This window comes from Pseudoroseicyclus tamaricis, from assembly GCF_012070395.1.
Lineage (GTDB): Bacteria > Pseudomonadota > Alphaproteobacteria > Rhodobacterales > Rhodobacteraceae > Pseudoroseicyclus_A > Pseudoroseicyclus_A tamaricis.
Genome location: NZ_JAAFYS010000001.1, coordinates 206,658 through 229,853, shown reverse-complemented (window position 1 = coordinate 229,853; position 23,196 = coordinate 206,658). Strand labels below are relative to the sequence as shown.

General features: G+C 70.8%; 23 protein-coding genes. 16 read left to right on the top strand and 7 right to left on the bottom strand.

All coding sequences use genetic code 11. From position 1 onward, the window contains the following. The first annotated feature begins 64 nt into the window (after positions 1-64). The 4 genes from GY170_RS01035 to selD are packed head-to-tail and all read left to right on the top strand — an operon-like array spanning position 65 to position 6,237. Positions 65-2,422, top strand: coding sequence for an FtsX-like permease family protein (locus tag GY170_RS01035; protein ID WP_163889144.1), 2,358 nt, complete (start codon positions 65-67; stop codon positions 2,420-2,422). Continuing rightward, positions 2,412-3,449 carry a lipocalin-like domain-containing protein gene (locus tag GY170_RS01030; protein WP_163889142.1) on the top strand — a complete coding sequence of 346 codons (1,038 nt, stop codon included), beginning with the start codon at positions 2,412-2,414 and terminating at the stop codon, positions 3,447-3,449. The genes GY170_RS01035 and GY170_RS01030 overlap by 11 nt, the downstream gene beginning before the upstream one ends. A gap of 38 nt (positions 3,450-3,487) precedes the next feature. After that, positions 3,488-4,105: a pyridoxamine 5'-phosphate oxidase family protein gene (locus GY170_RS01025; RefSeq protein WP_163889140.1), complete on the top strand. Its 618-nt coding sequence runs from the start codon at positions 3,488-3,490 to the stop codon at positions 4,103-4,105. Then, positions 4,102-6,237: a selenide, water dikinase SelD gene (selD, locus tag GY170_RS01020; RefSeq protein WP_163891063.1), complete on the top strand. Its 2,136-nt coding sequence runs from the start codon at positions 4,102-4,104 to the stop codon at positions 6,235-6,237. Before GY170_RS01025 ends, selD begins: the two co-directional genes overlap by 4 nt. Before the next feature lie 135 nt (positions 6,238-6,372). On the opposite strand, the gene mnmH is transcribed toward selD, so the two are convergent. Further along, positions 6,373-7,452, bottom strand: a complete 1,080-nt coding sequence (gene mnmH / locus GY170_RS01015; RefSeq protein ID WP_163889138.1) for a tRNA 2-selenouridine(34) synthase MnmH — start codon at positions 7,450-7,452, stop codon at positions 6,373-6,375. A 517-nt stretch (positions 7,453-7,969) separates the two neighbouring features. On the opposite strand from mnmH, the gene GY170_RS01010 reads away from it, so the two are divergent. The 5 genes from GY170_RS01010 (at position 7,970) to GY170_RS00990 (ending at position 12,894) form a co-directional block, all read left to right on the top strand. Beyond that, positions 7,970-8,947 (top strand): DUF2927 domain-containing protein, encoded by a 978-nt coding sequence (locus tag GY170_RS01010; protein WP_163889137.1) that lies wholly within the window; start codon positions 7,970-7,972, stop codon positions 8,945-8,947. 715 nt (positions 8,948-9,662) lie between these two features. Continuing rightward, entirely contained in the window at positions 9,663-10,802 is a 1,140-nt protein-coding gene (locus GY170_RS01005; RefSeq protein ID WP_163889135.1) for an SPFH domain-containing protein, read from the top strand. A 1-nt stretch (position 10,803) separates the two neighbouring features. After that, complete coding sequence (locus GY170_RS01000) at positions 10,804-11,127, top strand: GFA family protein (RefSeq protein ID WP_163889133.1); 324 nt, start codon at positions 10,804-10,806, stop codon at positions 11,125-11,127. Between the two features lie 54 nt (positions 11,128-11,181). Further along, positions 11,182-12,336: a TFIIB-type zinc finger domain-containing protein gene (locus GY170_RS00995; protein WP_163889131.1), complete on the top strand. Its 1,155-nt coding sequence runs from the start codon at positions 11,182-11,184 to the stop codon at positions 12,334-12,336. Between the two features lie 108 nt (positions 12,337-12,444). Further along, positions 12,445-12,894, top strand: a complete 450-nt coding sequence (locus GY170_RS00990) for a copper chaperone PCu(A)C (protein ID WP_163889129.1) — start codon at positions 12,445-12,447, stop codon at positions 12,892-12,894. Positions 12,895-13,206: 312 nt separating this feature from the next. Here the strand turns inward: GY170_RS00990 and GY170_RS00985 are convergent, their stop codons facing one another. Both GY170_RS00985 and GY170_RS00980 read right to left on the bottom strand, forming a co-directional pair. Further along, positions 13,207-13,890, bottom strand: coding sequence for an NAD-dependent deacylase (locus tag GY170_RS00985; protein WP_163889127.1), 684 nt, complete (start codon positions 13,888-13,890; stop codon positions 13,207-13,209). A gap of 13 nt (positions 13,891-13,903) precedes the next feature. After that, the gene (locus GY170_RS00980) at positions 13,904-14,179 is read right to left on the bottom strand and encodes an arginine transporter (RefSeq protein WP_235923980.1); all 276 of its coding nucleotides are present in this window, start codon (positions 14,177-14,179) and stop codon (positions 13,904-13,906) included. Between the two features lie 180 nt (positions 14,180-14,359). Between GY170_RS00980 and ppk2 the strand changes: the two genes are divergently transcribed. Continuing rightward, entirely contained in the window at positions 14,360-15,280 is a 921-nt protein-coding gene (gene ppk2, locus GY170_RS00975; protein ID WP_163889123.1) for a polyphosphate kinase 2, read from the top strand. A gap of 122 nt (positions 15,281-15,402) precedes the next feature. On the opposite strand, the gene GY170_RS00970 is transcribed toward ppk2, so the two are convergent. Then, positions 15,403-16,131: a glycosyltransferase family 25 protein gene (locus tag GY170_RS00970; protein ID WP_163889121.1), complete on the bottom strand. Its 729-nt coding sequence runs from the start codon at positions 16,129-16,131 to the stop codon at positions 15,403-15,405. A gap of 114 nt (positions 16,132-16,245) precedes the next feature. Here GY170_RS00970 and lepA point away from each other — a divergent pair, with 114 nt between their 5' ends. Both lepA and GY170_RS00960 read left to right on the top strand, forming a co-directional pair. Then, on the top strand, positions 16,246-18,045 hold the full coding sequence (gene lepA, locus GY170_RS00965; RefSeq protein WP_163889119.1) for a translation elongation factor 4: 1,800 nt from the start codon (positions 16,246-16,248) through the stop codon (positions 18,043-18,045). Between the two features lie 258 nt (positions 18,046-18,303). Further along, a complete protein-coding gene (locus GY170_RS00960) occupies positions 18,304-18,864 on the top strand; it encodes a hypothetical protein (protein WP_167803279.1) in 561 nt (186 codons plus the stop codon). 476 nt (positions 18,865-19,340) lie between these two features. Here GY170_RS00960 and GY170_RS00955 read toward each other — a convergent pair whose 3' ends face one another. Beyond that, a complete protein-coding gene (locus GY170_RS00955) occupies positions 19,341-19,817 on the bottom strand; it encodes an REP-associated tyrosine transposase (RefSeq protein WP_163889115.1) in 477 nt (158 codons plus the stop codon). A 100-nt stretch (positions 19,818-19,917) separates the two neighbouring features. Continuing rightward, a complete protein-coding gene (locus tag GY170_RS00950) occupies positions 19,918-20,343 on the bottom strand; it encodes a BrnA antitoxin family protein (RefSeq protein ID WP_163889114.1) in 426 nt (141 codons plus the stop codon). A 166-nt stretch (positions 20,344-20,509) separates the two neighbouring features. Between GY170_RS00950 and GY170_RS00945 the strand changes: the two genes are divergently transcribed. Further along, entirely contained in the window at positions 20,510-20,998 is a 489-nt protein-coding gene (locus GY170_RS00945; RefSeq protein ID WP_163889112.1) for a pyridoxamine 5'-phosphate oxidase family protein, read from the top strand. Positions 20,999-21,042: 44 nt separating this feature from the next. Here the strand turns inward: GY170_RS00945 and GY170_RS00940 are convergent, their stop codons facing one another. Then, positions 21,043-21,786: an alpha/beta fold hydrolase gene (locus tag GY170_RS00940; protein ID WP_163889110.1), complete on the bottom strand. Its 744-nt coding sequence runs from the start codon at positions 21,784-21,786 to the stop codon at positions 21,043-21,045. 82 nt (positions 21,787-21,868) lie between these two features. Between GY170_RS00940 and GY170_RS00935 the strand changes: the two genes are divergently transcribed. The 3 genes from GY170_RS00935 to GY170_RS00925 all read left to right on the top strand — a co-directional run bounded on the left by GY170_RS00935 (position 21,869) and on the right by GY170_RS00925 (position 23,162). Beyond that, entirely contained in the window at positions 21,869-22,240 is a 372-nt protein-coding gene (locus GY170_RS00935) for a hypothetical protein (RefSeq protein WP_163889108.1), read from the top strand. A gap of 141 nt (positions 22,241-22,381) precedes the next feature. Further along, entirely contained in the window at positions 22,382-22,678 is a 297-nt protein-coding gene (rpmB, locus tag GY170_RS00930) for a 50S ribosomal protein L28 (RefSeq protein WP_163889106.1), read from the top strand. 112 nt (positions 22,679-22,790) lie between these two features. Continuing rightward, complete coding sequence (locus GY170_RS00925) at positions 22,791-23,162, top strand: DUF4260 domain-containing protein (RefSeq protein ID WP_163889104.1); 372 nt, start codon at positions 22,791-22,793, stop codon at positions 23,160-23,162. The last annotated feature ends 34 nt before the right edge of the window (positions 23,163-23,196 follow it).

Here is a 23,196-nt window from a genome sequence, read left to right as displayed (position 1 = left end):
CAGCGGGGGGCAGACGGCCCCCCTCAGCCCTCTCCACCCGTCGGGACTCCAGGAGCGGCGCGCCATGACCCGCGCCACCCTCGCCGCCTTCCTCTCCCACTGGCGCCGCGCCCCGCTGCAGTTCCTCGCCCTCCTCGCCGGCCTGTCGCTGGCGACAGCGCTCTGGACGGCCGTGCAGGCGATCAATGCCGAGGCGCGTGCCGCCTACGATTCCGCCGCCGGCATCCTCGGCGAGGCGGACCATGACCAGCTCGTGGCCATCGACGACGGCCCGATCCCCATCGCCACCTTCACCGCGCTCCGCCGCTCCGGCTGGCTGGTCTCGCCGGTGGCGGAGGGGCAGTGGCAGGGCCAGCGTCTCGTCGGGATCGACCCGCTCTCCGCCCCCTTCGCCCCCGGCGAGGGGACGGGCTTCGACCTCGCCACCTTCCTTGCGCCCCCCGGCCAGATCACCGGCACCGCCGCCGCCCTCGCCGCCGTCCCGGCAGAGCTGGAGGCCGAGCGCATACCCGATCCCACCGCCGCCCCCGGCACGCTGATCACCGACCTCGCCGTCGCCCAGCGCCTCCTCGGCCTCGAAGGACAGGCCTCCCGCCTGATCCTCATGCCCGGGGTGCCGCTCGGCCGCCCGCCGCTTTCCGACGTCGCGCCCGGCCTCGTCCTGCAACCGGCCTCCGGCGCGGGGGAGGTGGACCGGCTGACCCGCTCCTTCCACCTCAACCTGACAGCCTTCGGCTTCCTCGCCTTCGCCACCGGCATCTTCATCGCCAATTCCGCCGTCGGCCTCGCGGTGGAGCAGCGCCGCCCCCTCGTGCGCACCCTGCGCGCCCTCGGCACGCCGCTGCCCGTCATCCTGCGCTGCCTCTCCGCCGAGCTGCTGCTCTTCGCCATCGCCGCGGCGGCCCTCGGCCTCGCCCTCGGCCTCGGCCTCGCGGCGCTGCTGCTGCCCGATGTCTCCGCCTCGCTCGCCGGCCTCTACGGCGCCGACGTCCCCGGCACCCTGTCGCTGCGCCCCGCCGCCGTGCTGGCCGCCGTCGCCATGAGCCTCGCCGGCGCCGGGCTCGCCGGGGCCTCCGGCCTCTGGCAGATCGCGCGCATGCCGCTCCTCGCCTCCGCCGGCGGGCGGGCCTGGGCGATGCGCGCCGGGCGCGGCCGGGCGATCCAGGCGGCCACCGGCGCGGCGCTCCTCGCGCTTGCCGCCCTCCTGATCCCCGCCACCGGCCTGCCCGCCGCCTTCGCGCTGCTCGCCGGCCTGCTCCTCGGCGCGGCGCTGCTGCTGCCGGGCCTCCTCTCGCTCGCGCTCCGCGCCGCCGCCGCCCTCGCCCGGCGGCCGCTGGCGGAGTGGTTCTGGGCCGACAGCCGCCAGCAGCTGCCCGGCCTGTCGCTGGCGCTGATGGCGCTGCTCCTCGCCATGGCGGCGAACGTGGGCGTCTCGACGATGGTGTCGTCCTTCCGCACCACCTTCACCGGCTTTCTCGACCAGCGCCTGATCGCCGACCTCTACGTCGACACGACCTCGGCGGAGGAGATCGCGGCGCTGGAGGGGGCGGCCGCCCGGCTCCTGCCCCTCCTCTCCGCCGACAGGCCGCTCCGGGGCCATCCCGGCGAGCTTCTCGGCATGCGCCCCGACCCGGCCTACCGCGCCGCCTGGGGCTTCCTGGGCGCGGTGCCCGACGTCTGGGACCGGCTCGATGCCGGGGCCGGCGTCATCGTCAACGAGCAGTTCGCCCGCGCCGAAGGGCTGCAGACGGGGGATGTCCTCTCCCTCGGGCGGGAGCTGCCGGTGCTCGGCATCTACGGCGATTACGGCAACCCCGACTGGCAGGCGATCGTCTCCGAGGAGCTCTTCCGCCAGCTATACCCCGAGGCGCGCCCCACCCGCTTCGGCCTCATCGCGGAGGACCCTCAGGCCCTGCAGGCAGCGCTGGTGGCGGGCGGCATCCCGGCGGGGCGGATCAGCGATCAGGCGCAGGTGAAGGCCTATTCCCTTTCCATCTTCGAGCGGACGTTCACGGTCACGGCCGCGCTCAACGCCGCGACGCTGGGGACGGCGGCGCTGGCGATCCTCTTCTCGCTGCTCACCATCGCCGGGCGGCGGCTGCCGCAGCTCGGCCCGGTCTGGGCGCTGGGGCTGACGCGCGGCCAGCTTTCTGCGCTGGAGCTGGCGCGGGCCCTGATGCTGGCGGCGCTGACGGGGCTGGCGGCGATCCCGCTCGGCCTCGCCCTCGCCTGGGCGCTCCTGAAGCGCGTCAACACCGCCGCCTTCGGCTGGGAGCTGCCCATGGCGCTCTTCCCGGCCGATTACGCGCAGCTCTTCGGCCTCTGCCTCCTCGCCGCCGCCCTCGCCGCCCTCTGGCCGGCGTGGCGGCTGAGCCGGACGGCGCCGGCCGAGCTTCTGAAGGTCTTCGCCCATGATCGCTGATCTCGCTCGTCGAGCCTGCCGGCTCGCCTCGCTCCTCCTGCTCTTCCCCGCCGCCGCGACAGCGCAGGGCTATGCGGGCCTCGGCGAGGGGCAGGAGGGCTTCGCCGAGGTGCAGCCGGGGCGCGACTTCTCCTTCCCGGAGGATCACGGCGCCCATGACGCCTTCCGCATCGAGTGGTGGTACGTGACCGCCAACCTCACCGGCGCCGACGGCGCAGACTACGGCCTGCAATGGACGCTCTTCCGCTCCGCCCTGACGCCCGAGGGCCCGAACGTCTGGTTCGCCCATGCCGCCGTCACCTCCGCGAGCACCCACCTCGCCGCCGCCCGCTACGCCCGGGGCGACACCGGGCAGGCCGGCGTGGTGGCCGAGCCCTTCGACGCCTGGATCGACGAGTGGCGCATGGCCGGCGAGACGCTGGACGATGTGATCCTCACCGCCGCCGGGGAGGATTTCGCCTACGACGTGGCGCTAAAGGCGACCGGCCCGCTCGTCCTGCAGGGCGAGGCGGGCTATTCCGTCAAGAGCCCCGCGGGTCAGGCGAGCCACTACTACTCCCAGCCCTTCTACGAGGTGACCGGCACGCTCACCCTGCCGGACGGCGAGGTGGAGGTGACCGGCGAGGCCTGGCTCGACCGCGAATTCTCCTCGCAATACCTCGGCGTCGGGCAGGAGGGGTGGGACTGGTGGGGCCTCTCCTTCGACGACGGCTCCCGCCTCATGGGCTTCGTCCTGCGCGGGGAGGAGGACTTCACCCCCGCCACATGGATCGCCCCCGACGGCACGCCCGAGCCCTTCCCCGACGGCGCCCTGCAGGCCACCCCGCTGGACTGGGCCGAGGTCGCCGGCCGCGAGGTGCCCGTCCGCTGGCGCCTCGAGCTGCCAGCCAAGGGCGTCGACATCGAGGTGACGCCGCTCAACGAGCAGGCCTGGATGGACGTGGTGCCGCCCTACTGGGAGGGGCCAGTCACCGTCACCGGCAGCCACGAGGGGCGCGGCTACCTGGAGATGACCGGTTACGAGTGAGGCTGGCGCCCCGGGGTCGGGGCTGCGAGAAGGTGGCGATGGGATACGACACACGTCTGAAGCTCTGGCAGGGGGCGCTGGGGGCGCTGGGCGACGCGCCGCGCGAGGTGGTCCTCGCGACCCTCGGGGCGGAGGGGCCCGAGGCGCGGGTGGTGATGCTGCGCGGCTGGGCGCTGGCGGAGCCGCCCGTGGAGGGGGAGGGACCGGGGGGCCAGCCCCCCGGAGCCCCCCGGGATTTTGCTGGACCAAAGACAGGGGCGGGGGAGTCGGCGCGCGCCATGAGGGCGTGGTGCTTCACCGATGCCGGCTCGGCGAAGGTGGGCGAGCTGGAGGCGGATGCGCGCGCCTCGATCCTCCTCTGGGACGAGGGGCGGCGGTTGCAGCTGAGGCTGACGGGCCGCGCGGAGGTGCGCCTCGGGGCGACGGCCGATGAATGGGCGGCGCTGAGCGAGGGCCAGCGGCGCAGCTACGGCAAGGTGCCGGCGCCGGGGACGGAGATCGCTGACGGGCTCGCCTACGAGGAACGGCCAGCGCCGGAGAGCTTCGCCCGGGTGGAGCTGGCGGTGACGGCGATGGACGTGGTGCACCTCGGAGAGGCGCACCGGCGGGCGCGGTTCGCGGCGCCGGGGTGGGACGGGGTGTGGCTCTCCCCATGATGTCCCACCCGCTCACCCGCGACCTCGTGCTCATCGGCGGCGGCCACGCTCATGCGCTGGTCCTCAGGCGCTGGGCCATGCGCCCGCTCACTGGCGCCCGGTTGACGCTCGTCGATCCCGGACCGGTCACCGCCTATTCCGGCATGCTCCCCGGCTTCACCGCCGGCCACTACCCGCTGGAGGCGCTGCAGATCGATCTCGTCCGCCTCGCCCGCGCCGCCGGGGCGCGGCTGGTCATCGGGCGGGCCGAGGGGATCGACTTGGAGCGACGCGAGGTGCGGGTGGCGGGGCGGCCGCCGGTGGGGTTCGACGTCGCCTCGCTGGACATCGGCATCACCTCCGCCATGCACGCCCTGCCGGGCTTCGCCGAGTACGCGGTGCCCGCCAAGCCGCTGGGCGCCTTCGCCACGCGCTGGGCCGCGCTCCGCGAGGCGGGGGCGGAGGAGCTGGTCGTCATCGGCGGCGGCATCGCGGGGCTGGAGCTGGCGATGGCCATGGCCCACGCCCTCCCCCGCGCCCGCGTGCGGGTGGTGGAGCGCGGCGCCCTCCTCTCCCGCCTGCCGGAGCGGAGTGCACGGGCGATCCGCGAGGAGCTGGCGGGCAAGGTGGAGGTCGTCGAGGGCGCGCCGGTCGCCGAGGTGAGGGCCGGCGCCGTGGTGCTGGAGGACGGGCGCGAGCTCGCCTCGGATTTCACCGTCGGCGCCGCGGCGACGGCGCCGCAGGGCTGGCTGGCCGACACCCGCCTCGCCCTACACGACGGCTTCGTCACCACTGGCTCAACGCTCCAGACCTCCGACCCCGCCGTCTTCGCCGCCGGCGACTGCGCACATTACGGCTGGGCGCCGCGCCCGAAGGCCGGCGTCTACGCGGTGCGGGCGGCACCGGTGCTCTTTCACAACCTGCGCGTGGCGCTGGAGGAGCGGGGGCGGATGCGCCGCTACCGCCCGCAGAAAGACTACCTCAAGCTCGTCTCCCTCGGCGGCAAGCGGGCCATCGGCGCGCGCAGCGGGCTGGTCTTTCGCGGCGGCTGGGCCTGGCGCTGGAAGGACCATATCGACAGGCGCTTCATGGAAAGGCTCTCCGACGTCACCCCCATGCGCCTCGATCCGCCCCGCCACCGCGCCGCCGGGGCGGAGGCCTTCGGCGCCGCCGCGCTCTGCGGCGGCTGCGGGGCGAAGGTCGGCCGCGGCGCGCTCGGCGAGGCGCTCGCCGCTCTCCCCGCCCCCGGCGCCGGGCTGGAGCGGCTGGCGGGCGACGACGCGGCAGTGCTGCACACCGGCGGCGCCCGGCAGGTGGTGACGACGGATCACCTGCGCGCCTTCACGGAGGACCCGTACCTGATGGCCCGCCTCGCCACGCTCCACGCGCTCGGCGACATCTGGGCCATGGGCGCCCGCCCGCAGGCGGCGCTCCTGTCGCTGACCCTGCCCCGCATGAGCGAGGCGCTGCAGCGGCGGACGCTGGCGGAGGTGATGGCCGGCGCCGGGGCGGCGCTGGCGGAGGCGGGGGCCGAGATCGCCGGTGGCCACACGACGATGGGCGCCGAGATGCAGATCGGCCTCTCCCTGACGGGCCTGCTGGAGCGCGCGCCCATCACCCTCGCCGGCGCGCGGGCGGGGGATGCGCTGATCCTGACGGGCCCGCTGGGGACGGGCACGATCCTCGCCGCCGAGATGGCCGGCCGGGCGCCCGGCCCTGTGGTCGCCGCCTGCCTGGACGAAATGGGGCGCGGCCAGGGCCGGGCGGCGGAGATCCTCTCCGGCGCCCACGCGATGACGGATGTCACGGGCTTCGGCCTCGCCGGGCACCTCGCGGGGATGACGGAGGCCTCGGGCGTCGCGGCAGAGCTGGAGCTGGCCGCGATCCCGCTGCTGGAGGGGGCGGAGGCGCTGGCGGCGGCGGGCGAGCGCAGCACCATCTGGGCCGACAACCGCGCCGGCGCCGGCCCGGTGAGCGGCGCGTCTGGGGCGCGGGGGGACCTCCTCTTCGACCCGCAGACCTGCGGCGGGATGCTCGCCGCGGTGGCGGCGGAGGAGGCCGACGGGCTAGTCGGGGAGCTTCAAGCGGCGGGGTACACGGCAGCGGTGATCGGGCGGGTCGTGGCGGGCGAGCCGCGGATCGTGTGCCGATAGCGAGCGGGCCGGTTCAAACGCCGGCACGGGAAAGGTGGGTTACAAACCCACCCGACCCACAGCTCAACCCGGCGGGATGCCCCAACGCGAGAGCCCATGTCCCTCGGCGGCGCGGCTCAACCTCGTAGGGTGGGTTTACAACCCACCGCTCCGGTCGCCGGCCTTCACCCCGTCGAGCACCCGCTCCACCGCGTCCGCCGCCGCCTCGAGCCCCGCCTCGTCCAGCCGCTTGGCCCGCACCGTCCCCAGCGTCTCGAACTCCCGCGCCGCGCGGCTCTTGGCATAGGCCGGGTCGTAATGCTGCACCATCAGCGCCTCGGCGAGCTGCTCGTGCTCGCCCGCCTCGGAGAGGGCCAGCCAGCCGTCGACGACCTCGCGGCCCCGCACCCGCACCAGCGGCATCAGCTTCTCGCGCAGCCCCGCCCTGTCCGCCGCGATATCCGCGTAGGCCCCGGCGAGGTAGCGCGCCCGGGCCTCCACAGGCGCCTCGATGACGATCCGCCCCGCGGCGCCCATCGCCTTCCACAGCGCCGGCGGCAGGGACAGCGCGCCGATCTTGCTGCTCTCCGCCTCCGCCAGCACCACCGCGCCGGGCTCCAGCTGCGAGAGCACCACCGCCAGCTCCGTCTCGAACCCCTTCTGCGCCGGCTGCCCGCCCGGCATCGTGCCGAGAAGGGAGCCCCGATGGCGCGCCAGCCCCTCGAGGTCCAGCACCGGCCGCCCGCGGGCGGCGAGCCGATGGAGCAGCTCCGTCTTCGCCGTCCCCGTGTCGCCGTCCAGCAGCACGAGGCGGAGCGGCAGCTCGCCCTCGTAGAGCGCCTCGGAGACCAGCCGCCGCCACGTCTTGTAGCCGCCCTGCACCACCTCCGCCCGCCAGCCGATCTGCGAGAGGATGGAGGCGAAGGAGTTGCTCCGCTGCCCGCCCCGCCAGCAATAGACGAGCGGCCGCCAGCCGCCGTCACGGTCGGCCAGCGGGCCGGCGATGTGATCGGCGGCATTGCGGGCCACCAGCGCCGCACCGATCTTGCGGGCGCGGAAGGGGCTCTCCTGCACGTAGATCGTGCCGACCTCCGCCCGCTCCTCGTTGGAGAGCACGGGCAGCGACAGCGCTCCCGGCACGTGGTCCTCGGCGAACTCCGCCGGCGAGCGGACGTCGATCACGTCGTCGAAACCATGGGCGAGGAAGTCGGAGAGGGAAGCGAAGGAGCGGGCCATGCCGGCCTTCCTAGCCGCAAGCCGCGGCCGCCGCCAGCGGGGCGCGCCGGTCTCGGGCGGGAGCGCCCCTGGCCGGTGTCGGAGCCTCCGGCGGGAGTATTTGGAAAAGGGCGAGGGGCAGGTTGGGGGCAGGGGGCTGACTCTTGCCACGCTCCGACCGGCGCGCGGGGCAGGGAGAGGCCGCGACCTCGGTGATCAGGCGCCGCCGTTGCGGCCGCTCGGCGGCAGGGGTCCGCTGGCTCACCGATGCATGGGGGAAGCCCAGCGCCCCCTCCACCGGCATCCTCCCCGGGACCGCCGCCGCCCCGCTCCCGGCCGGCCACGGCGCGCGGGGGCGGGCGGGCGGGAGCGCGGCGGGGCCGGCCCGGCGTCAGCCGCCCCTCAGGCAGGGTAGCCTCCGCCGCCGTTCCCCCGCCGCCACGGAGGCCCCGCCTTTCGCGCGGGAAGCTCCCCCGTCTGTTGGAAAGGTGCCGGCAAGTTGCTAGATCAGCCGGAAAGGGGAGAGGGTGTGGGCCTCATGAGAGCGGGTTGGGCAAGGCGATATGTCGCGCTGGCGGGGCTGGCGGCGCTGCTCGGCTGTTCCGAGCCGCAGAGCACGGCCGTCACCGCGCCGCGCCCCGTGCCGGCGCCCGCCGCCGTGGTCGTCCCACCGCCCGCGCCCGTGCCGGCCGGCCCCTCCGCCGCCAGCGCCGATCTGGCCGCCTATTACCGGCGCGAGGAGGCGCGGCTCCTCTCGCAGGGGCTGCTGCGCACCGATGGCGGCGGGGTGGATACGCCCTTCACCGACACGATGCTGGCCCGCAACTTCATCTCCATCGCGCTCTACGACGAGTACGTCGAGACGACGGGCGGCGCCTACGAGGCGCGCCCCACCGCCTCCGTCCTCAACCGGTGGGAGCAGCCGATCACCTTCAACGTCGAGGCCGGCCCCTCTGTCCCGGCCGCGCAGGCGGCGTCGGACAGGGCGAACGTCGCCGCCTATGCCAGCCGGCTGTCGCGCCTCACCGGCCTGCCGATGAGCGTCAGCCCCGTGCAGGGGCAGGGCAACTTCCACGTCCTCCTCCTCGGAGAGGACGACCGGGCGGGCTACGCCCCCCGCATCCGCACCCTCCTCCCCGGCATTTCGGAGAGCTCGCTGCGCGCCATCCTGACGCCCCCGCGCGACACCTACTGCCTCGTGATCTCCTTCGCCGACCGGTCGGGCAACGCCTTCGGCTCGGCCCTGGCGCTGATCCGCGCCGAGCACCCCGATCTCCTCCGCCTCGCCTGCCTCCACGAGGAGCTGGCGCAGGGCCTCGGCCTGCCCAATGACAGCGCCTCCGCCCGCCCGTCGATCTTCAACGACGACCAGGAATTCGCGCTGCTCACCCGGCAGGACGAGCTGCTCCTGCGCATCCTCTACGACCGCCGCCTCCGCCCCGGCATGAGCGCGGCGGAGGCAACCCCGCTGGTCACCCAGATCGCCCGCGAGCTGACGGTCAGCGGCCCCATCTGAGCGCGCCGCTCACCTTTGGTGACGGGGTTCGGGAGCGGTGGGTTACAAACCCATCCCCGTAAGGTGGGTTTCCAACCCACCTACCCCCTCTCCACCCCGCGCCCCGCTTGCAGGCGCAGGGCGGGCGCCTGCCCGTGGGGTGGCGCTTCGACGGCGCCGCGGCGCGCTTTATGCCCGCCAAGCCCCTCCCCGCTCGCCGCTCGTCACCAAGCTTCACCAGAGCGCCAGCCCGCCGGGACGGGCAGGCGCTCGCCCTGCGCCTTTGGCGCGTACCGGGCGGGGGAACAGCTCCGGCCGCGCACCTTCGTGGAACGGGGTCGGCACCGGGACCCGTAGGGTGGGTTTCCAACCCACCTCCCCCTCTCCACCCGCGCTCCCCTTGCAGGCGCAGGGCGAGCGCCGGCACGTGGGGTGGCGCCCCGACGGCGCCGCTGCGCGCTTTATACCCGCCAAGCCCCTCCCCGCTCCGACCTCCGCACCAAGCCCCACCAGAGCGCCAGCCCGCCGGGACGGGCAGGCGCTCGCCCTGCGCCTTTGGCGCGTACCGGGCGGGGGACAAGCCCGGGCCGGGCGCCATAACGCGAGCGCCCCCGCCCCCCCCAACAGGGGAAAACCCGACCGCTTGCTCCCCTTGAACGGTCCGCTCGGCGGCGCCACTCTCTGGACAAGCCGGCGCCGCCCGGTCCAGATCAGGCCACTTTCCAGGAGCGCACCCATGGGCATCTTCGATTTCCTCTCCGGCCAGTTCATCGACGTCATCCACTGGACGGACGACACCCGTGACACCATGGTCTGGCGCTTCGAGCGCTACGGGCACGAGATCAAGTACGGCGCCAAGCTGACGGTCCGCGAGGGGCAGGCGGCGGTCTTCGTCCACGAGGGCCAGCTGGCGGATGTCTTCAAGCCCGGTCTCTACCAGCTCGAGACCAACAACATGCCCGTGATGACCAGCCTCCAGCACTGGGATCACGGCTTCAAGTCGCCCTTCAAGAGCGAGATCTACTTCGTCGCCACCACCCGCTTCAACGACCAGAAGTGGGGCACCAAGAACCCGATCATCGCGCGTGACCCCGAGTACGGGCCCATTCGCCTGCGCGCCTTCGGCACCTTCTCGATGCGCGTCACCGACCCCGGCCGCTTCATCCAGGAGATCGTGGGGACGGATGGCGAGTTCACCACCTCCGAGGTCTCCTTCCAGATCCGCAACATCGTGGTGCAGGAGGCCTCCCGCGTCCTCGCCTCCTCCGGCATCCCGGTGCTCGACATGGCCGCCAACACGGCCGACCTCGGCAAGCTGGTGGCCGAGGCGATCAAGCCGACCATCGCCGCCTACGGGCTGGAGATCCCCGAGTTCTACATCGAGAACATCTCCCTGCCGGCGGAGGTGGAGGCGATGCTCGACAAGCGCACCTCCATGGGCATCGTCGGCGACATGGGCCGCTACATGCAGTTCTCCGCCGCCGAGGCCATGCAGAACCCCGAGAGCGCCGCCGGCTCCGCCATGGGCATGGGCATGGGCGCCGGCATGGGGATGAACATGGGGAACATGACCATGGGTCGCACCGGCCCCTGGGGCGCCGCCCCCGCCCCCCAGGCCGGCCCCTCGGCCGCGCCGCCGCCTCCGCCGCCGCCCGTCGAGCATGTCTGGCACATCGCCGAGAACGGGCAGACGCAGGGGCCCTTCTCGCTCGCCTCCATGGGCCAGAAGGTCTCCTCCGGCGCGCTCAAGCGCGAGACACTGGTGTGGACGCCGGGGCAGGACGGCTGGATGCAGGCCGGCGACGTCACCGAGCTGGCGCAGCTCTTCACGATCCAGCCCCCTCCGCCCCCTCCCCCGCCGCCGGCGGCGGTGTGAGATGGCGGCGCTGACCGGCCACTGCGACTGCGGGGCGGTGACGATCACCGTCCCCTCGCCGCCCGAGGAGATCAACGCCTGCCCCTGCGACTATTGCCGCCGGGCCGGCGCTCGCTGGGGCTATTACAAGGCCGGCAGCGCTTTGATCACCGGTGAGACCGCCACCTACCGGCGCGCCGCCAAGGTCGCCGATTTCCACCGCTGCGCCACCTGCGGCATCGTCACCCATTGGGATGGCAACGGCGTGACCCCGCATATGGGCGTCAACATGACCAATTTCGATCAGGCTACGCTGGCCGGCATCCCCGTGGTCCAAGATCCCTGAGCGGCGTGGCCCGCCTCTCTCTCACCCCGCGAGCCTTCCCGATGAGCATCTTTGATGAGTGATTACGGATCTGTCCCCAAGGTGCCGCATGCGCCCCCCGCCCCTCCGTCCCCGGAGGGCGACGAGGAATTCCGCTTCCCCTGCGATCAATGCGGCGCCGACATGCGCTACGAGCCCGGCACCGGCCGGCTCGTCTGCGACCATTGCGGCAATGTGGCGGAGCTGGAAAGCGGGCAGGAGCAGGCCTCCGAGGTCATCCGCGAGCTCGATTACGAGGACGCCCTGCGCTCCGCCCTGCCCGCGGCGGAGATGGAGGAGGTGCGCTCCTCCCACTGCCCCAATTGCGGCGCCGTCATCGAGTTCGCCGAGGCCGAGCACGCCACCGAATGCCCCTTCTGCGCTACCCCCGTCGTCACCGACACGGGCACCACGCGCCACATCAAGCCCAAGGGCCTGCTCCCCTTCGTCCTGACCGAGCCGGAGGCGCGGCAGGCGATGGGCAAGTGGCTCGGCAAGCTCTGGTTCGCGCCGAACGGGCTGCAGGACTATGCCCGCAAGGGCCGCAAGATGCGCGGCATCTATGTGCCCTACTGGACGTATGATGCCGACACGCAATCCTCCTACACCGGCATGCGGGGCACGCATTACTACGTCACCAGGACGGTCATGCGCGACGGCAAGCCCACCCGCGTCCGCGAGCGCCGCACGCGCTGGTCCCCCCGCTCCGGCCGCGTCTCTCGCTGGTTCGACGACATCCTCGTCCTCGCCTCGCGCACCCTGCCGAAGAGCTACACCGACGGGCTGGAGCCGTGGGACCTGACGACGCTCGAACCCTATCGCCCCGACTTCCTCGCCGGCTTCCAGGCGGAGGGCTACCAGGTGCAGCTGGAGGAAGGCTTCTCCGAGGCCCGCCAGATCATGGACCGCCAGATCCTGCGCGACGTGCGCTTCGACATCGGCGGCGACGAACAGCGGGTAACGAGTGTGAAGACGCATGTCTCCGACGTGACCTTCAAGCACGTCCTCCTGCCGGTCTGGACGGCGGCCTACAAGTTCAAGGGCAAGAGCTACCGCTTCGTCGTCAACGCCCAGTCCGGCAAGGTGCAGGGCGAGCGCCCGTGGAGCTGGATCAAGATCACCATCGCCGTCGTGCTGGGCCTGATCGTGGCCGGCGGGCTGGGCTATGCGTACTCGGTCTACGGGGGGTAGGGGCAAAGGCTCTGGCCGGCGTCACCGCCCCGAGGACCTGACCTCGCCATGGCATCCGCAGCCCAATCGCCTAAGCTCCCCTCCATGACCCACGCCCGGAGCCGTCCCATGCGCCTAGCCCTCGCCGCCCTCACCCTCCTCGCCACTCCCGCCCTGGCGGATCCGGAGCTGGCGGAAGGCTATGTCACCGCCCCCTATGCGGGGGCCTCGGCGGCGGCGGCCTACCTCACCATCCGCAACCCGGACGGGGAGGATCTGCGGCTCACCGGTGTCTCCACCCCCGCGGCGGCGGAGATGATGCTGCACGAGACGGTGGAGGAAGACGGCGTCGTCTCCATGCGGCCGCTCGGCGAGATGCCGGTGGTGCCCGCGGGCGGAGAGCTGGCGATGGCCCCCGGGGCCGTGCACCTGATGCTGACGGATCTCGACCCGACGCTGGAGGAGGGCGCCCTGCTGCCATTCCTCCTCCTCTTCGAGGGCGGCGCCACCCTCACCGCCGACCTCCCCCTGGACCTGCCGCCCTACGAGCACGGCGCGATGATGGGGATGGGGGAGTAGGGGCGCCTCGGCCGGCCGACGCCCCTCCCCGCCCTCCACCCGGAGCAACGGGAGCAGGGCGCGCGCCTGCCCGTGGGATGGCGCTCCGACAGTGCCGCGGGGCGCTTTATGCCGGTAAGGTCCCTCCCCGCGGCCCGCTCAGCGCCAGGACCAGCCAGAGCGCCAGCCCGCCGGGACGGGCAGGCGCTCGCCCTACGCCTTTGGCGCGTACCGGGCGGGGGAACAGCTCCGGCCGGTCGCCATGGCCGCAGGGGGGCCAGCCCCCGGGAGGAGGACCCTGCCCCTTCCGCTCCTGGCGCAGGCCCGACGCGCCTAGCCCAGAAGCTCCGCCACCCACGCCGGCACCGCCTCGCTGGCGCGGCCGGTGATCACCCGGTCGAAGAGGCCCCGGCGGCCCGTCGGCTCCAGATTGATCTCCACCGTCTCGGCGCCTGCGTCGGCGGCGGCCTCCACGAAGCCGGCCGCGGGCCAGACCTCTCCGGAGGTGCCGATGGCGGCAAAGAGATCGGCGCGCTCCAGCGCCGCCGCGATCTCCTCCATCCGGTAGGGGACCTCGCCGAACCAGACGACATCGGGCCGCACCGCCCTCGCCCCGCAGGACGGGCAGGCATCGGCCGGGCCCATCTCCTCCGGCGCCGGCCAGCGGGCGCCGCAGGCGGCGCAGAGCGCGCCTGCCAGCTCTCCGTGCATGTGGATGGCCTCGGCCCCCGCCGCCTCCAGCAGGCCGTCGACGTTCTGCGTGACCAGCGTCACCTCGTGGCGCCCCTCCGCCTGCAGGCGGGCCAGCGCCCGGTGGGCGTCGTTCGGCGCTGCCGCCGCGGCGCGGGCGCGGCGGGCGTTGTAGAAGCGGTGCACCCGCTCGGGATCGGCGGCGAAGCCCTCCGGCGTCGCCACCTGCATGACGTCCTGCCCCTCCCAGAGGCCGCCGGCATCGCGGAAGGTCTTCAGCCCGCTCTCGGCCGAGAGCCCCGCCCCGGTGAGGACGACGATCCTCAAACCCGCGCTCGCCTCAGCCGCAGACCCGCTCCGCCGTGTCGGCGAAGGCGCGGTAGCGGGTCCAGAAGGCCTCCATCGCCGGGGTGTCGGCGGTGCGGGCCTCCTGCGCGAGGTGCGGATCCTCGAAGAAGGTCGCCGCCCTCCTCCGGTCGCTGCCCGAAAGTGTCTGGTTCGCCACCTGCTGCACGCAGGAGCAGAGCGCCGGGTTGGCGGCGGAGCGTCCGCCGGCCATGCAGGCCTCCGACACCTCGCCCGTCAGCCTCGGTCCACAAGCAACCAGGGCGGTCATTGCCGCCAGTATGACCATTGAACGCATGTTCTTTCCGTCTCCTGCCTCGGGCCGCATCATGCGCGATCCGGGCCAGTCGCGCAATCCGCGCGCCGCCCCTCCGGGCCGTCCCCGCCCCCTCGTAATCCCCCTGTCATCTTGTCATGGTTGACCCCTCGAAAGACGACGTCAGGAGAGACGATGAGCAGGCCGGGCGATTACGAGAACGGGCGGGACTGGCTTCGGGCGGAGCTGGCCGACAGCCTCGACGAGGAGATCGAGATCGAGCTGGAGGATTCGCTCCTCTCCCAGCAGATCGCCGAGATCTACGATCGCGCCCATCCCGACCTAATGCGCCGCTCCGACTACCTGCGTGCCCTCCTGCGCCTCCAGGCGGAGCTGATCCGCCTGCAGGACTGGGTCGTCCATAACAAGGAGAAGGTCGTCGTCCTCTTCGAGGGGCGCGACAGCGCCGGCAAGGGCGGCGTCATCAAGCGCATCACCCAGCGGCTCAACCCGCGCGTCGTCCGCGTCGTCGCCCTGCCGGCGCCGAACGAGCGCGAGCGGACGCAATGGTACTTCCAGCGCTACACGCCGCACCTGCCCGCGGGCGGCGAGATCGTGCTCTTCGACCGCTCCTGGTACAACCGCGCCGGCGTCGAGCGGGTCATGGGCTTCGCCGATGACCGGCAGGTGGACGAGTTCTTCCGCGACGTGCCGGATTTCGAGCGCATGCTGGTGCGCTCCGGCATCCGGCTGGTGAAATACTGGTTCTCCATCACGGACGAGGAGCAGCAGATGCGCTTCCTCACCCGCATCCACGACCCGTTGAAGCAATGGAAGCTCTCCCCGATGGATCTGCAATCCCGCGTGAAGTGGGAGCAGTACACCAAGGCCAAGGAAGAGATGTTCGCCCGCACCAACATCCCCGACGCGCCGTGGTACATCGTGGAGGGCAACGACAAGAAGCGCGCCCGCCTCAACTGCATCGACCACCTGCTCAGCCTCGTCCCCTACGAGGACGTGCCGAGCGAGGAGGTGACGCTGCCCGACCGTGTCTACAACAAGGATTACGAGCGGGCGGTGCTGCCGCGCGAGCTCTACGTGCCGTCGAAATACTGAGGCGGCGGGGCGGGCTTCGGGCTACGAAGCGGAGCGCCTGCGGCGCACGCCTTTAGGTACGGTGGGGGCTCTGCCCCCACACCCCCGCGGATATTTGGAGAAAAGCGAGAACAGGGGCGGGGTCAGCCGCCGAGGCGGTGCTTGAGGCGCCGGGCTGTCTGCAGGGCCATGGCGAGGGCGGGGAGACGGTCGTACCAGGCGTGGGGCTGGATGTCGGTGCGGGAGGGGCGCTGGCGGGCCGCCGGCGGGGAGAGGCAGACGACGGGCATCTCCCGCTCTGAGCGGCGCCACCAGGTGTAGGCGCCGTCGACATGCATCGGGCCGCCCGCCGGGTCCCCGTAGGGGCGGCGGGTGATCGCCTCCAGATAGGGGGCGGCACGGGCGGCGGCGTCGCGGGTGATCCCGATGAAGTGGCTGGTGCGCACCTCCGCCTCCGGCGGGCAGGGAATCGCCCCCTCGGGCAGGCCGCCGGCATCGCCCCAGCCGTGGACATGGCCGTAGACCATGTCCCACGGCGTCGTCTCAAGCGCGGCGAGGCCGCGGCCGAGGGCGGGGGTGAAGTCGCAATCGTCCTCGAGGATCAGGGCGGCGGGGGCATCGCCCTTCGCGATCTGCCGCAGGAGGGAGAGATGGCTGAGGAAGCAGCCGCGGGCGCCGATGCTCTCCCACTCGCCGCGATCGTCGGGCCGCGCGGCGGGGAAGAGCCGCACCGCCTCATGCTCCAGCGACAGGCCGATGCGCCTCAGCTGCGCATCGATCTCGCGCCGCCGGTCCGCCCGGGAGGCGAGGTTGATGACATGGATGCGCGGGAAGAGCCGCACCAGCGCCGCGCCCGTCTCCTCGCCTTTCACCGCCCGTCCCTCCGCTCGCCCGGCCCTCCCGAGGGATGCCGCCGCAATATGACCAGCGCAAGGCGCAGCTGCGCCCGATTGACGAAAGGTCGCGCCGGCCTCATATCGGCCCGCATGACCGAGCTCTCCCGCATCCGCAATTTCTCCATCGTCGCCCATATCGACCACGGGAAATCCACCCTGGCCGACCGGCTGATCCAGCTCACCGGCACGGTGGCCGAGCGGGACATGAAGGCCCAGATGCTCGACGCCATGGATATCGAGCGCGAACGGGGGATCACCATCAAGGCGAACTCCGTCCGCATCGAGTATCCGGCGCAGGACGGGCATACCTATATCCTCAACCTCATCGACACCCCCGGCCACGTCGACTTCGCCTACGAGGTCAGCCGCTCGATGCAGGCCGTTGAGGGCTCCCTCCTCGTGGTCGATGCCACGCAGGGCGTCGAGGCGCAGACGCTCGCCAACGTCTACCAGGCCATCGACGCCGATCACGAGATCGTCCCCGTCCTCAACAAGATCGACCTGCCCGCCGCCGAGCCCGAGCGCGTCAAGGAGCAGATCGAGGACGTCATCGGCATCGAGGCGCACAATGCCGTCCTCATCTCCGCCAAGACCGGCCTCGGCATCCCCGACGTGCTGGAGGCCATCGTCCAGCGCCTCCCCGCCCCCAAGGGCGAGCGTGACGCGCCGCTCAAGGCCATGCTCGTCGACAGCTGGTACGACAGCTACCTCGGCGTCGTCGTGCTCATCCGCGTCATGGACGGCGTCATCCGCAAGGGCGACACGATCCGCATGATGAAGACCGCCGCCACCTACAAGCTCGACACGCTCGCCGTGCTCAAGCCGCAGATGGTGCAGATCGACGCGCTCGGCCCGGGCGAGATCGGCGTCTTCACCGCCTCCATCAAGCAGGTGCGCGACACCCGCGTGGGCGACACCATCACCCACGAGAAGAAGCAGACGCCGAAGGCCCTGCCCGGCTTCAAGCCCTCCGTCCCCGTGGTGTTCTGCGGCCTCTTCCCCGTCGATGCCAACGACTTCGACGACCTGCGCGACGCGATGGAGAAGCTGGCCCTCAACGACGCCTCCTTCTCCTTCGAGATGGAAACCTCCGCCGCCCTCGGCTTCGGCTTCCGCTGCGGCTTCCTCGGGCTCCTCCACCTCGAGGTCATCCGCGACCGGCTGGAGCGGGAGTATGACCTCGACCTGATCACCACCGCGCCCAGCGTCGTCTACGATGTGCACATGAAGAGCGGCGAGGTGGAGCAGCTGCACAACCCCGCCGACATGCCCGACCTGACGCTGGTCGACCATATCGAGGAGCCGCGCATCAAGGCGACGATCCTCGTGCCCGACGAGTATCTCGGCGACGTCCTCAAGCTCTGCCAGGAGCGGCGCGGCATCCAGCTGGACCTCACCTACGCCGGCCCCCGGGCGATGGTCGTCTACGACCTGCCGTTGAACGAGGTGGTCTTCGACTTCTACGACCGCTTGAAGAGCGTCACGAAGGGCTATGCCAGCTTCGATTACCAGATCATCGGTTACCGGGAAGATAACCTCGTGAAGATGTCGGTGCTGGTGAACGACGAGCCGGTCGACGCCCTCTCGATGATGGTCCACCGCGACCGGGCGGAATTGCGCGGCCGCGCGATGGTGGAGAAGCTGAAGGAGCTGATCCCCCGCCACATGTTCAAGATCCCGATCCAGGCGGCCATCGGCGGCAAGGTCATTGCGCGCGAGACGCTGTCTGCGCTGCGCAAGGACGTGACGGCGAAATGCTACGGTGGCGACGCCAGCCGGAAGCGCAAGCTTCTGGACAAGCAGAAGGCCGGCAAGAAGAAGATGCGCCAGTTCGGGAAGGTCGAGATCCCACAGGAGGCGTTCATCTCGGCGCTGAAGATGGATAGCTGACGTCCTAAGACATTAGCTATGACCTGAAGGGCCCGCACGCGCGGGCCCTTTTTCGTTTCAAAACAGCACCTTAGGGCCAGATGTGGGACGCGGAACATTGACTGAAGTAACGACGTCATATCTCAGCCTACTTTCAACATTTTGCTGAAACCAAAGCCCCACTACGACATACACGCTAACCAACTGTATTTACATAAATAAACAGGCTAGAAAATCCTATGCCCGCCCTATCAGATATTCATAAGCTAGATATTATACTTGAGTAAGCGCGATGTAGGCCATTATATCCACGGCCAGTGGAAGGGTACTTTAGACTTGGAAGAGGTTCAGATGCCCGAAGTAAAACTCAGTTTGAAGCTTGGAGCTTTATCCATCGACTGCGAAGCGTCGGAGGAGTTCATGAAGACCGACCTCAACACCATCATAGAGCAACTTTTGGAGCTAGACCTACCAGATACAGGGGCGCTCTCTGACAGTGGAACAACCTCAATCACGTCGCAATCGGCTCCCTCAGAGGGCCAGCAAGCGGCGAAGCTCTCGACGACGGACTTTGCCGTTAAGATGGGCGCGAAGAGCGGGAGCGACCTACTGATGGCAGCCGCGGCGAATCTTTACCACACACAGGGCAAGGAGGAGTTCCGCCGAGGAGACGTCTTGAACGAGATGAAGGGAGCCAAAGCTTTTTACCGAGCATCCTACGGCAGCAACCTCAGCAAGTCCCTGGAAACGCTCACAAAAAGCGGAAAGCTGCAGAACCCCCGCTCCGACACTTACGCCCTGCCTTACGCCGAAATACAATCGACAAAAAGGCACTTGTGAGGCAATAGTAGGGCGTGTATAAGGGAAGGGCGGCCCTTAAAGGAGCCGCCCATCTGAGAACCGACTGCTCCCCTAAGCTTCCAAACCGAAGGAGCAATCACTAACAACAGGAGTGCGGTAAGGGCCGCGAAGCCTATGGTTAGAAGGGACTAACTCAAGTCCTGCCGGCTGACGCCGCGATTGCGACGGTAACCCGGCAGGCACTTCATTATCACTGAAACCACATCAGTTCAAATGGATAGTGATATGCCTAAGAAGCAATCCTCATCACGGGTCTCAACCCTCGCCTCGAAGGTCCTCTCGGGTTCCAAGAAGGCTACCAAGGCCGAGATTAGGACCCTGGCAGCCTCAGCTCTCGGACAAGACGAGAAAAAGGGCCAGCGGTAGCCAGCAATCGAAGCAAGCGTAGGGTGCGTGCTCGTCACGCACCTTTCCTCGCCCTCCCGCCGCGCATCGGTGCGTGCAGAGCACGCACCCTACGCCCCATACGTCTCTCTATCCCGGCGATACGACGACCATTCCCAATCCTCCGGCGATGCCACGAACCCATGCTTCACCGGGTTCATCCAGCAATACTGCACGTGCGCCGCGAGGTCGGCCTCACCACGGATATGGTGCTCCCAGAACCGCCTTTGCCACACCGCCCGCTCGCCGCGGGCAATGTGGCTCGCCCGGCGACGGCCGGGATCGATCCCCATCGAGAAACGCGATTTGATGAGACGCCACCGCACCGAATAATCTGCATCCCCCTCCGGCATCTGCCAGACGCAATGCAGATGATCCGGCAGCACCACCCACGCGATGATGCCAAAAGGCCGTTCCGCCTTCGTCGCCCGCACCGCCGCGCGCAGCCGCGCCACCTCTTCCACCAGCAGCCATGTGCCGCGCGCCGCAAGCGCAACGGTGAAGAAGACGACGGCCCCAGGCCGACGTGGGCGGAGATAGACCGACATTCCCCCAGCCTCATCCACCGCGGTTAAGGCAAGATTACCCGCCGCCCTCTGCGGCGCCGCCGTCCCCGGCCCACCCGCCCCGCCCCAAGCGAAAGCCCCCTCACTCCGGCGGCTTGCCCTTCACCAGCCACGACCGCCGCTCCTTCCTCAGCTTGTGGAGCTCCCTGACGAGCTGCTGCTCCTCGTGGCCCTGCAGCACGTCGCCCTGCTTCATCGGCGCCGGCGGCCCCTCCACCACGTCGGCGAGCTCGCTCAGGCGGTAGAGCATGAAGCCGCGCAGCACCCGGGCGACGCTCTTCTGGTAGCGCGGCCCGAAGCTGCGGAACCACTTCGCCACGTCGGCATCGATGCGCAGCGTCACCCGCACCTGCGCGGGCTCGGGCCCCTCCAGGATCTCCGCCCATTCGGGCGGCATCTTGCCTTCCAGCAGCACGGGGTGGCGGGTGTCGAAGAGCATGGTCAGCCAGAGGTCGCGCAGCTCGTCGGTCATCCGGCGCTGCCGGGTCGTCAGCTTGGGGGTCTGCATCGGGGCTCCTTCGCACTGGATCGGGGGCAGTCTCGCGCCGGAAGATGAAGGCCGCCCGGCCCCACCGCGCGGTGCACGCCCGGTGCACGCCCGGTGCATGGGCTGTGACGGGGCGAAACTGCCGACGGGGGCCGCGCGTTGAGAGGCCAAAGAGAAGGAGAGACCCATGGCCGACCACACCCCCGAAGAGCTCAAGGACAAGTTCTGGTCCACCCTCACCTCGCAGCAGACCGTCATGCTCGGCCTGCCCGGCCAGGCCGCCGGCCGGCCGATGACGGCGATGAACGATGACGACCAAACCCCCGGCCCGCTGTACTTTTTCACCTCCAGCGACACCGATCTCGGTGAGATCACGGGCCCCACGAAGGCCGAGATGGTCTTCGTCTCCAAGCACCACGATCTCTTCGCCACCGCCCACGGCTCCCTCGTGCCGGAGCCGAGCCGCGAGATGATCGACAAGCTCTGGAATCCCTTCGTCGCCGCCTGGTTCGAAGGCGGCAAGGACGACCCCAAGATCCGCCTCCTCCGCCTCGACGGCGCCGAGGCCGAGATCTGGCTGGACTCCAACTCCTTGGTCGCAGGGGCAAAAATGCTCCTCGGCTCCGACCCGAAGAAGGATCTCGGCGGCCACAACGCCACCGTCTCCATGGAGTGAACCCGGCTCGGCGCCCCTCTCCGGGGCGCCGCCAGGCGGCGGGCTCAGGCGTCCAGAAACGCCCGCACCGCCGCCTCGACCTCGCGGGGATTGTCGGCATGCACCCAGTGCCCGGCCCCGGGGATCTTCGGTATCCGCGCCTCCGGGAACAGCGCCTTGATGCGCTCGCGGTGCTCCGGCTGCACGTAGCTGCTCTCACCGCCGGAGAGAAAAAAGGCCGGGCCCTCGAACCGCCCCCCGACCTCCGGGAAGCCGGTGATCCGCCCCATCTCCCGCTCCAGCACGTCGAGGTTCAGCCGCCACGCCCGCGCCTTCATGTCGAGGCTCTGCAGCAGGAACGACGCCTCCACCGGATCCAGCCCCAGCGCCTCCTGCGCCTCCGCCCGGCTCTGGACGGTGGCGAGGTCCACCTGCCGCGCCGCCTCGATGACGTGCGACTGGGTGTGGCTGTAGGCGACGGGCGCGATGTCGACCACGACGAGCCGGCGCACCAGCTCCGGCCGGGTCAGCGCCAGCACCATCGCCGCCTTGCCGCCCATCGAGTGGCCGAGGACGTCCGCCGGGCCTCCCTCTGCCGCGATGACCTGCGCCAGATCCCCGGCCATGTCCTCGTAGCCGTGGCTCTCAAAGTGGGGGCTCTGCCCGTGGTTGCGAATGTCCGGCAGAATCACGCGGCCGCGGTCGCTCAGGCGCTTGCCGATGACGCCCCAGTTCCGCCCCGAGCCGTAGAGTCCGTGGGCGATCACCAGCGGCACGCCGCCCTCGCCATATGTGGTCGTGTGCAACATGCCCCCTCTTTCGCAGGCGCGGCGGCGAAGGCCAAGAGGCGGGGCGATTGTCGCCCCCGCCGGGCCGGCCTATGAGAGGCCCATGGACCCGGCGGACATCTTTGCCAGAACCGAGGCGGTGCGCCTCATGCTCGTCACACGCTTCCGCGCGAAGGGGGAGACGCTGGAGACGGCGCTCGCCAGCACCCGCCGCCGCCTGCCCCGCCGCATCCGCCGCGAGGGCCGCGTGCTGGCGGAGGCGGAGACGCTCGGCCAGCACCCCCGCATCGCCAAGCAGGTCGACCCTGCCCGCTTCTCCCGCGCGGAGACGGAGGTGACGCGCTACCTGCGCCGCCACGGCCGGGGCGAGCGGCTGAAGACGCGCACCGTCGCCATCCTCGCGATTCTCGCCTTCAATGTCCTGCTCTTCGGCGGCATCGCGGTGGCCGTCCTGCGCAGCCAGGGCCGCATCTGAGCAAGCGCCTGACGGCCACCGCTTGACGGCCCCGGCGATTCCGCCTATCTGGCAACACCGAATTCAAAGGGCCCCCGTATGCGGGGCCTTGCCGTTTTGAGCCGGGGCGCGACGGGCCCCGAACAAGCTGAGGATGATACCATGTCGCGCCGCTGCGAACTGACGGGCAAGGGCCCGATGACGGGCAACAACGTGTCCCACGCCAACAACAAGACGCGCCGCCGTTTCCTGCCCAACCTGCAGGACGTCACGCTGATCTCCGACACGCTGGGGCGCTCCTTCAAGTTCCGCGTCTCCTCCGCCGCCCTGCGGACGGTGGACCATCGCGGCGGGCTCGATGCCTTCCTCGCCCGCGCCAAGGACGATGATCTGTCCACCGGCGCGCTGAAGCTCAAGAAGGACATCGCCAAGGCGAAGGCCGAAGCCACCGCCGCCTGAGGCGACGCCGCCCGGCAAGAACAGGGGGCCGGTCCATCGGGGGCCGGCCCTTTTTCGTTGGAAAGGGCGGGCCTTGGCCCTGTCCCGGACAGGAGCCAGGCAGGGGATGGGCATGATCAGGTGGCAGCGCGCCGAAGGCGCCATCGTCTTCCTCGCCTCCGTCGCGCTGTTCATGGCGCTGAACGGCGGTGTGGCCTGGTGGGCCGCGATCCTTCTGTTCTTCGCGCCGGATCTCAGCTTTGCCGCCTACGCGCTCGGCCCGAGGGCGGGCGCGATGGTCTACAACATGGTGCATATCTACGGCCTCGGCGCGGTGCTCATCGCGGCGGGGGTGCTTCTGGCCATTCCCCTGCTGGCCGCGCTCGGGGCGCTCTGGCTCGGCCACGCCGGCTTCGACCGGATGATGGGCTACGGGCTGAAATCGGCGGAGGGGTTCAACCTCACGCATCTGGGGCGGATCGGCCGCGAGCCCGGCCCCCGCTGAGTCGGCCCCCAAGCCTGCCGCCGCCGCCATTCAG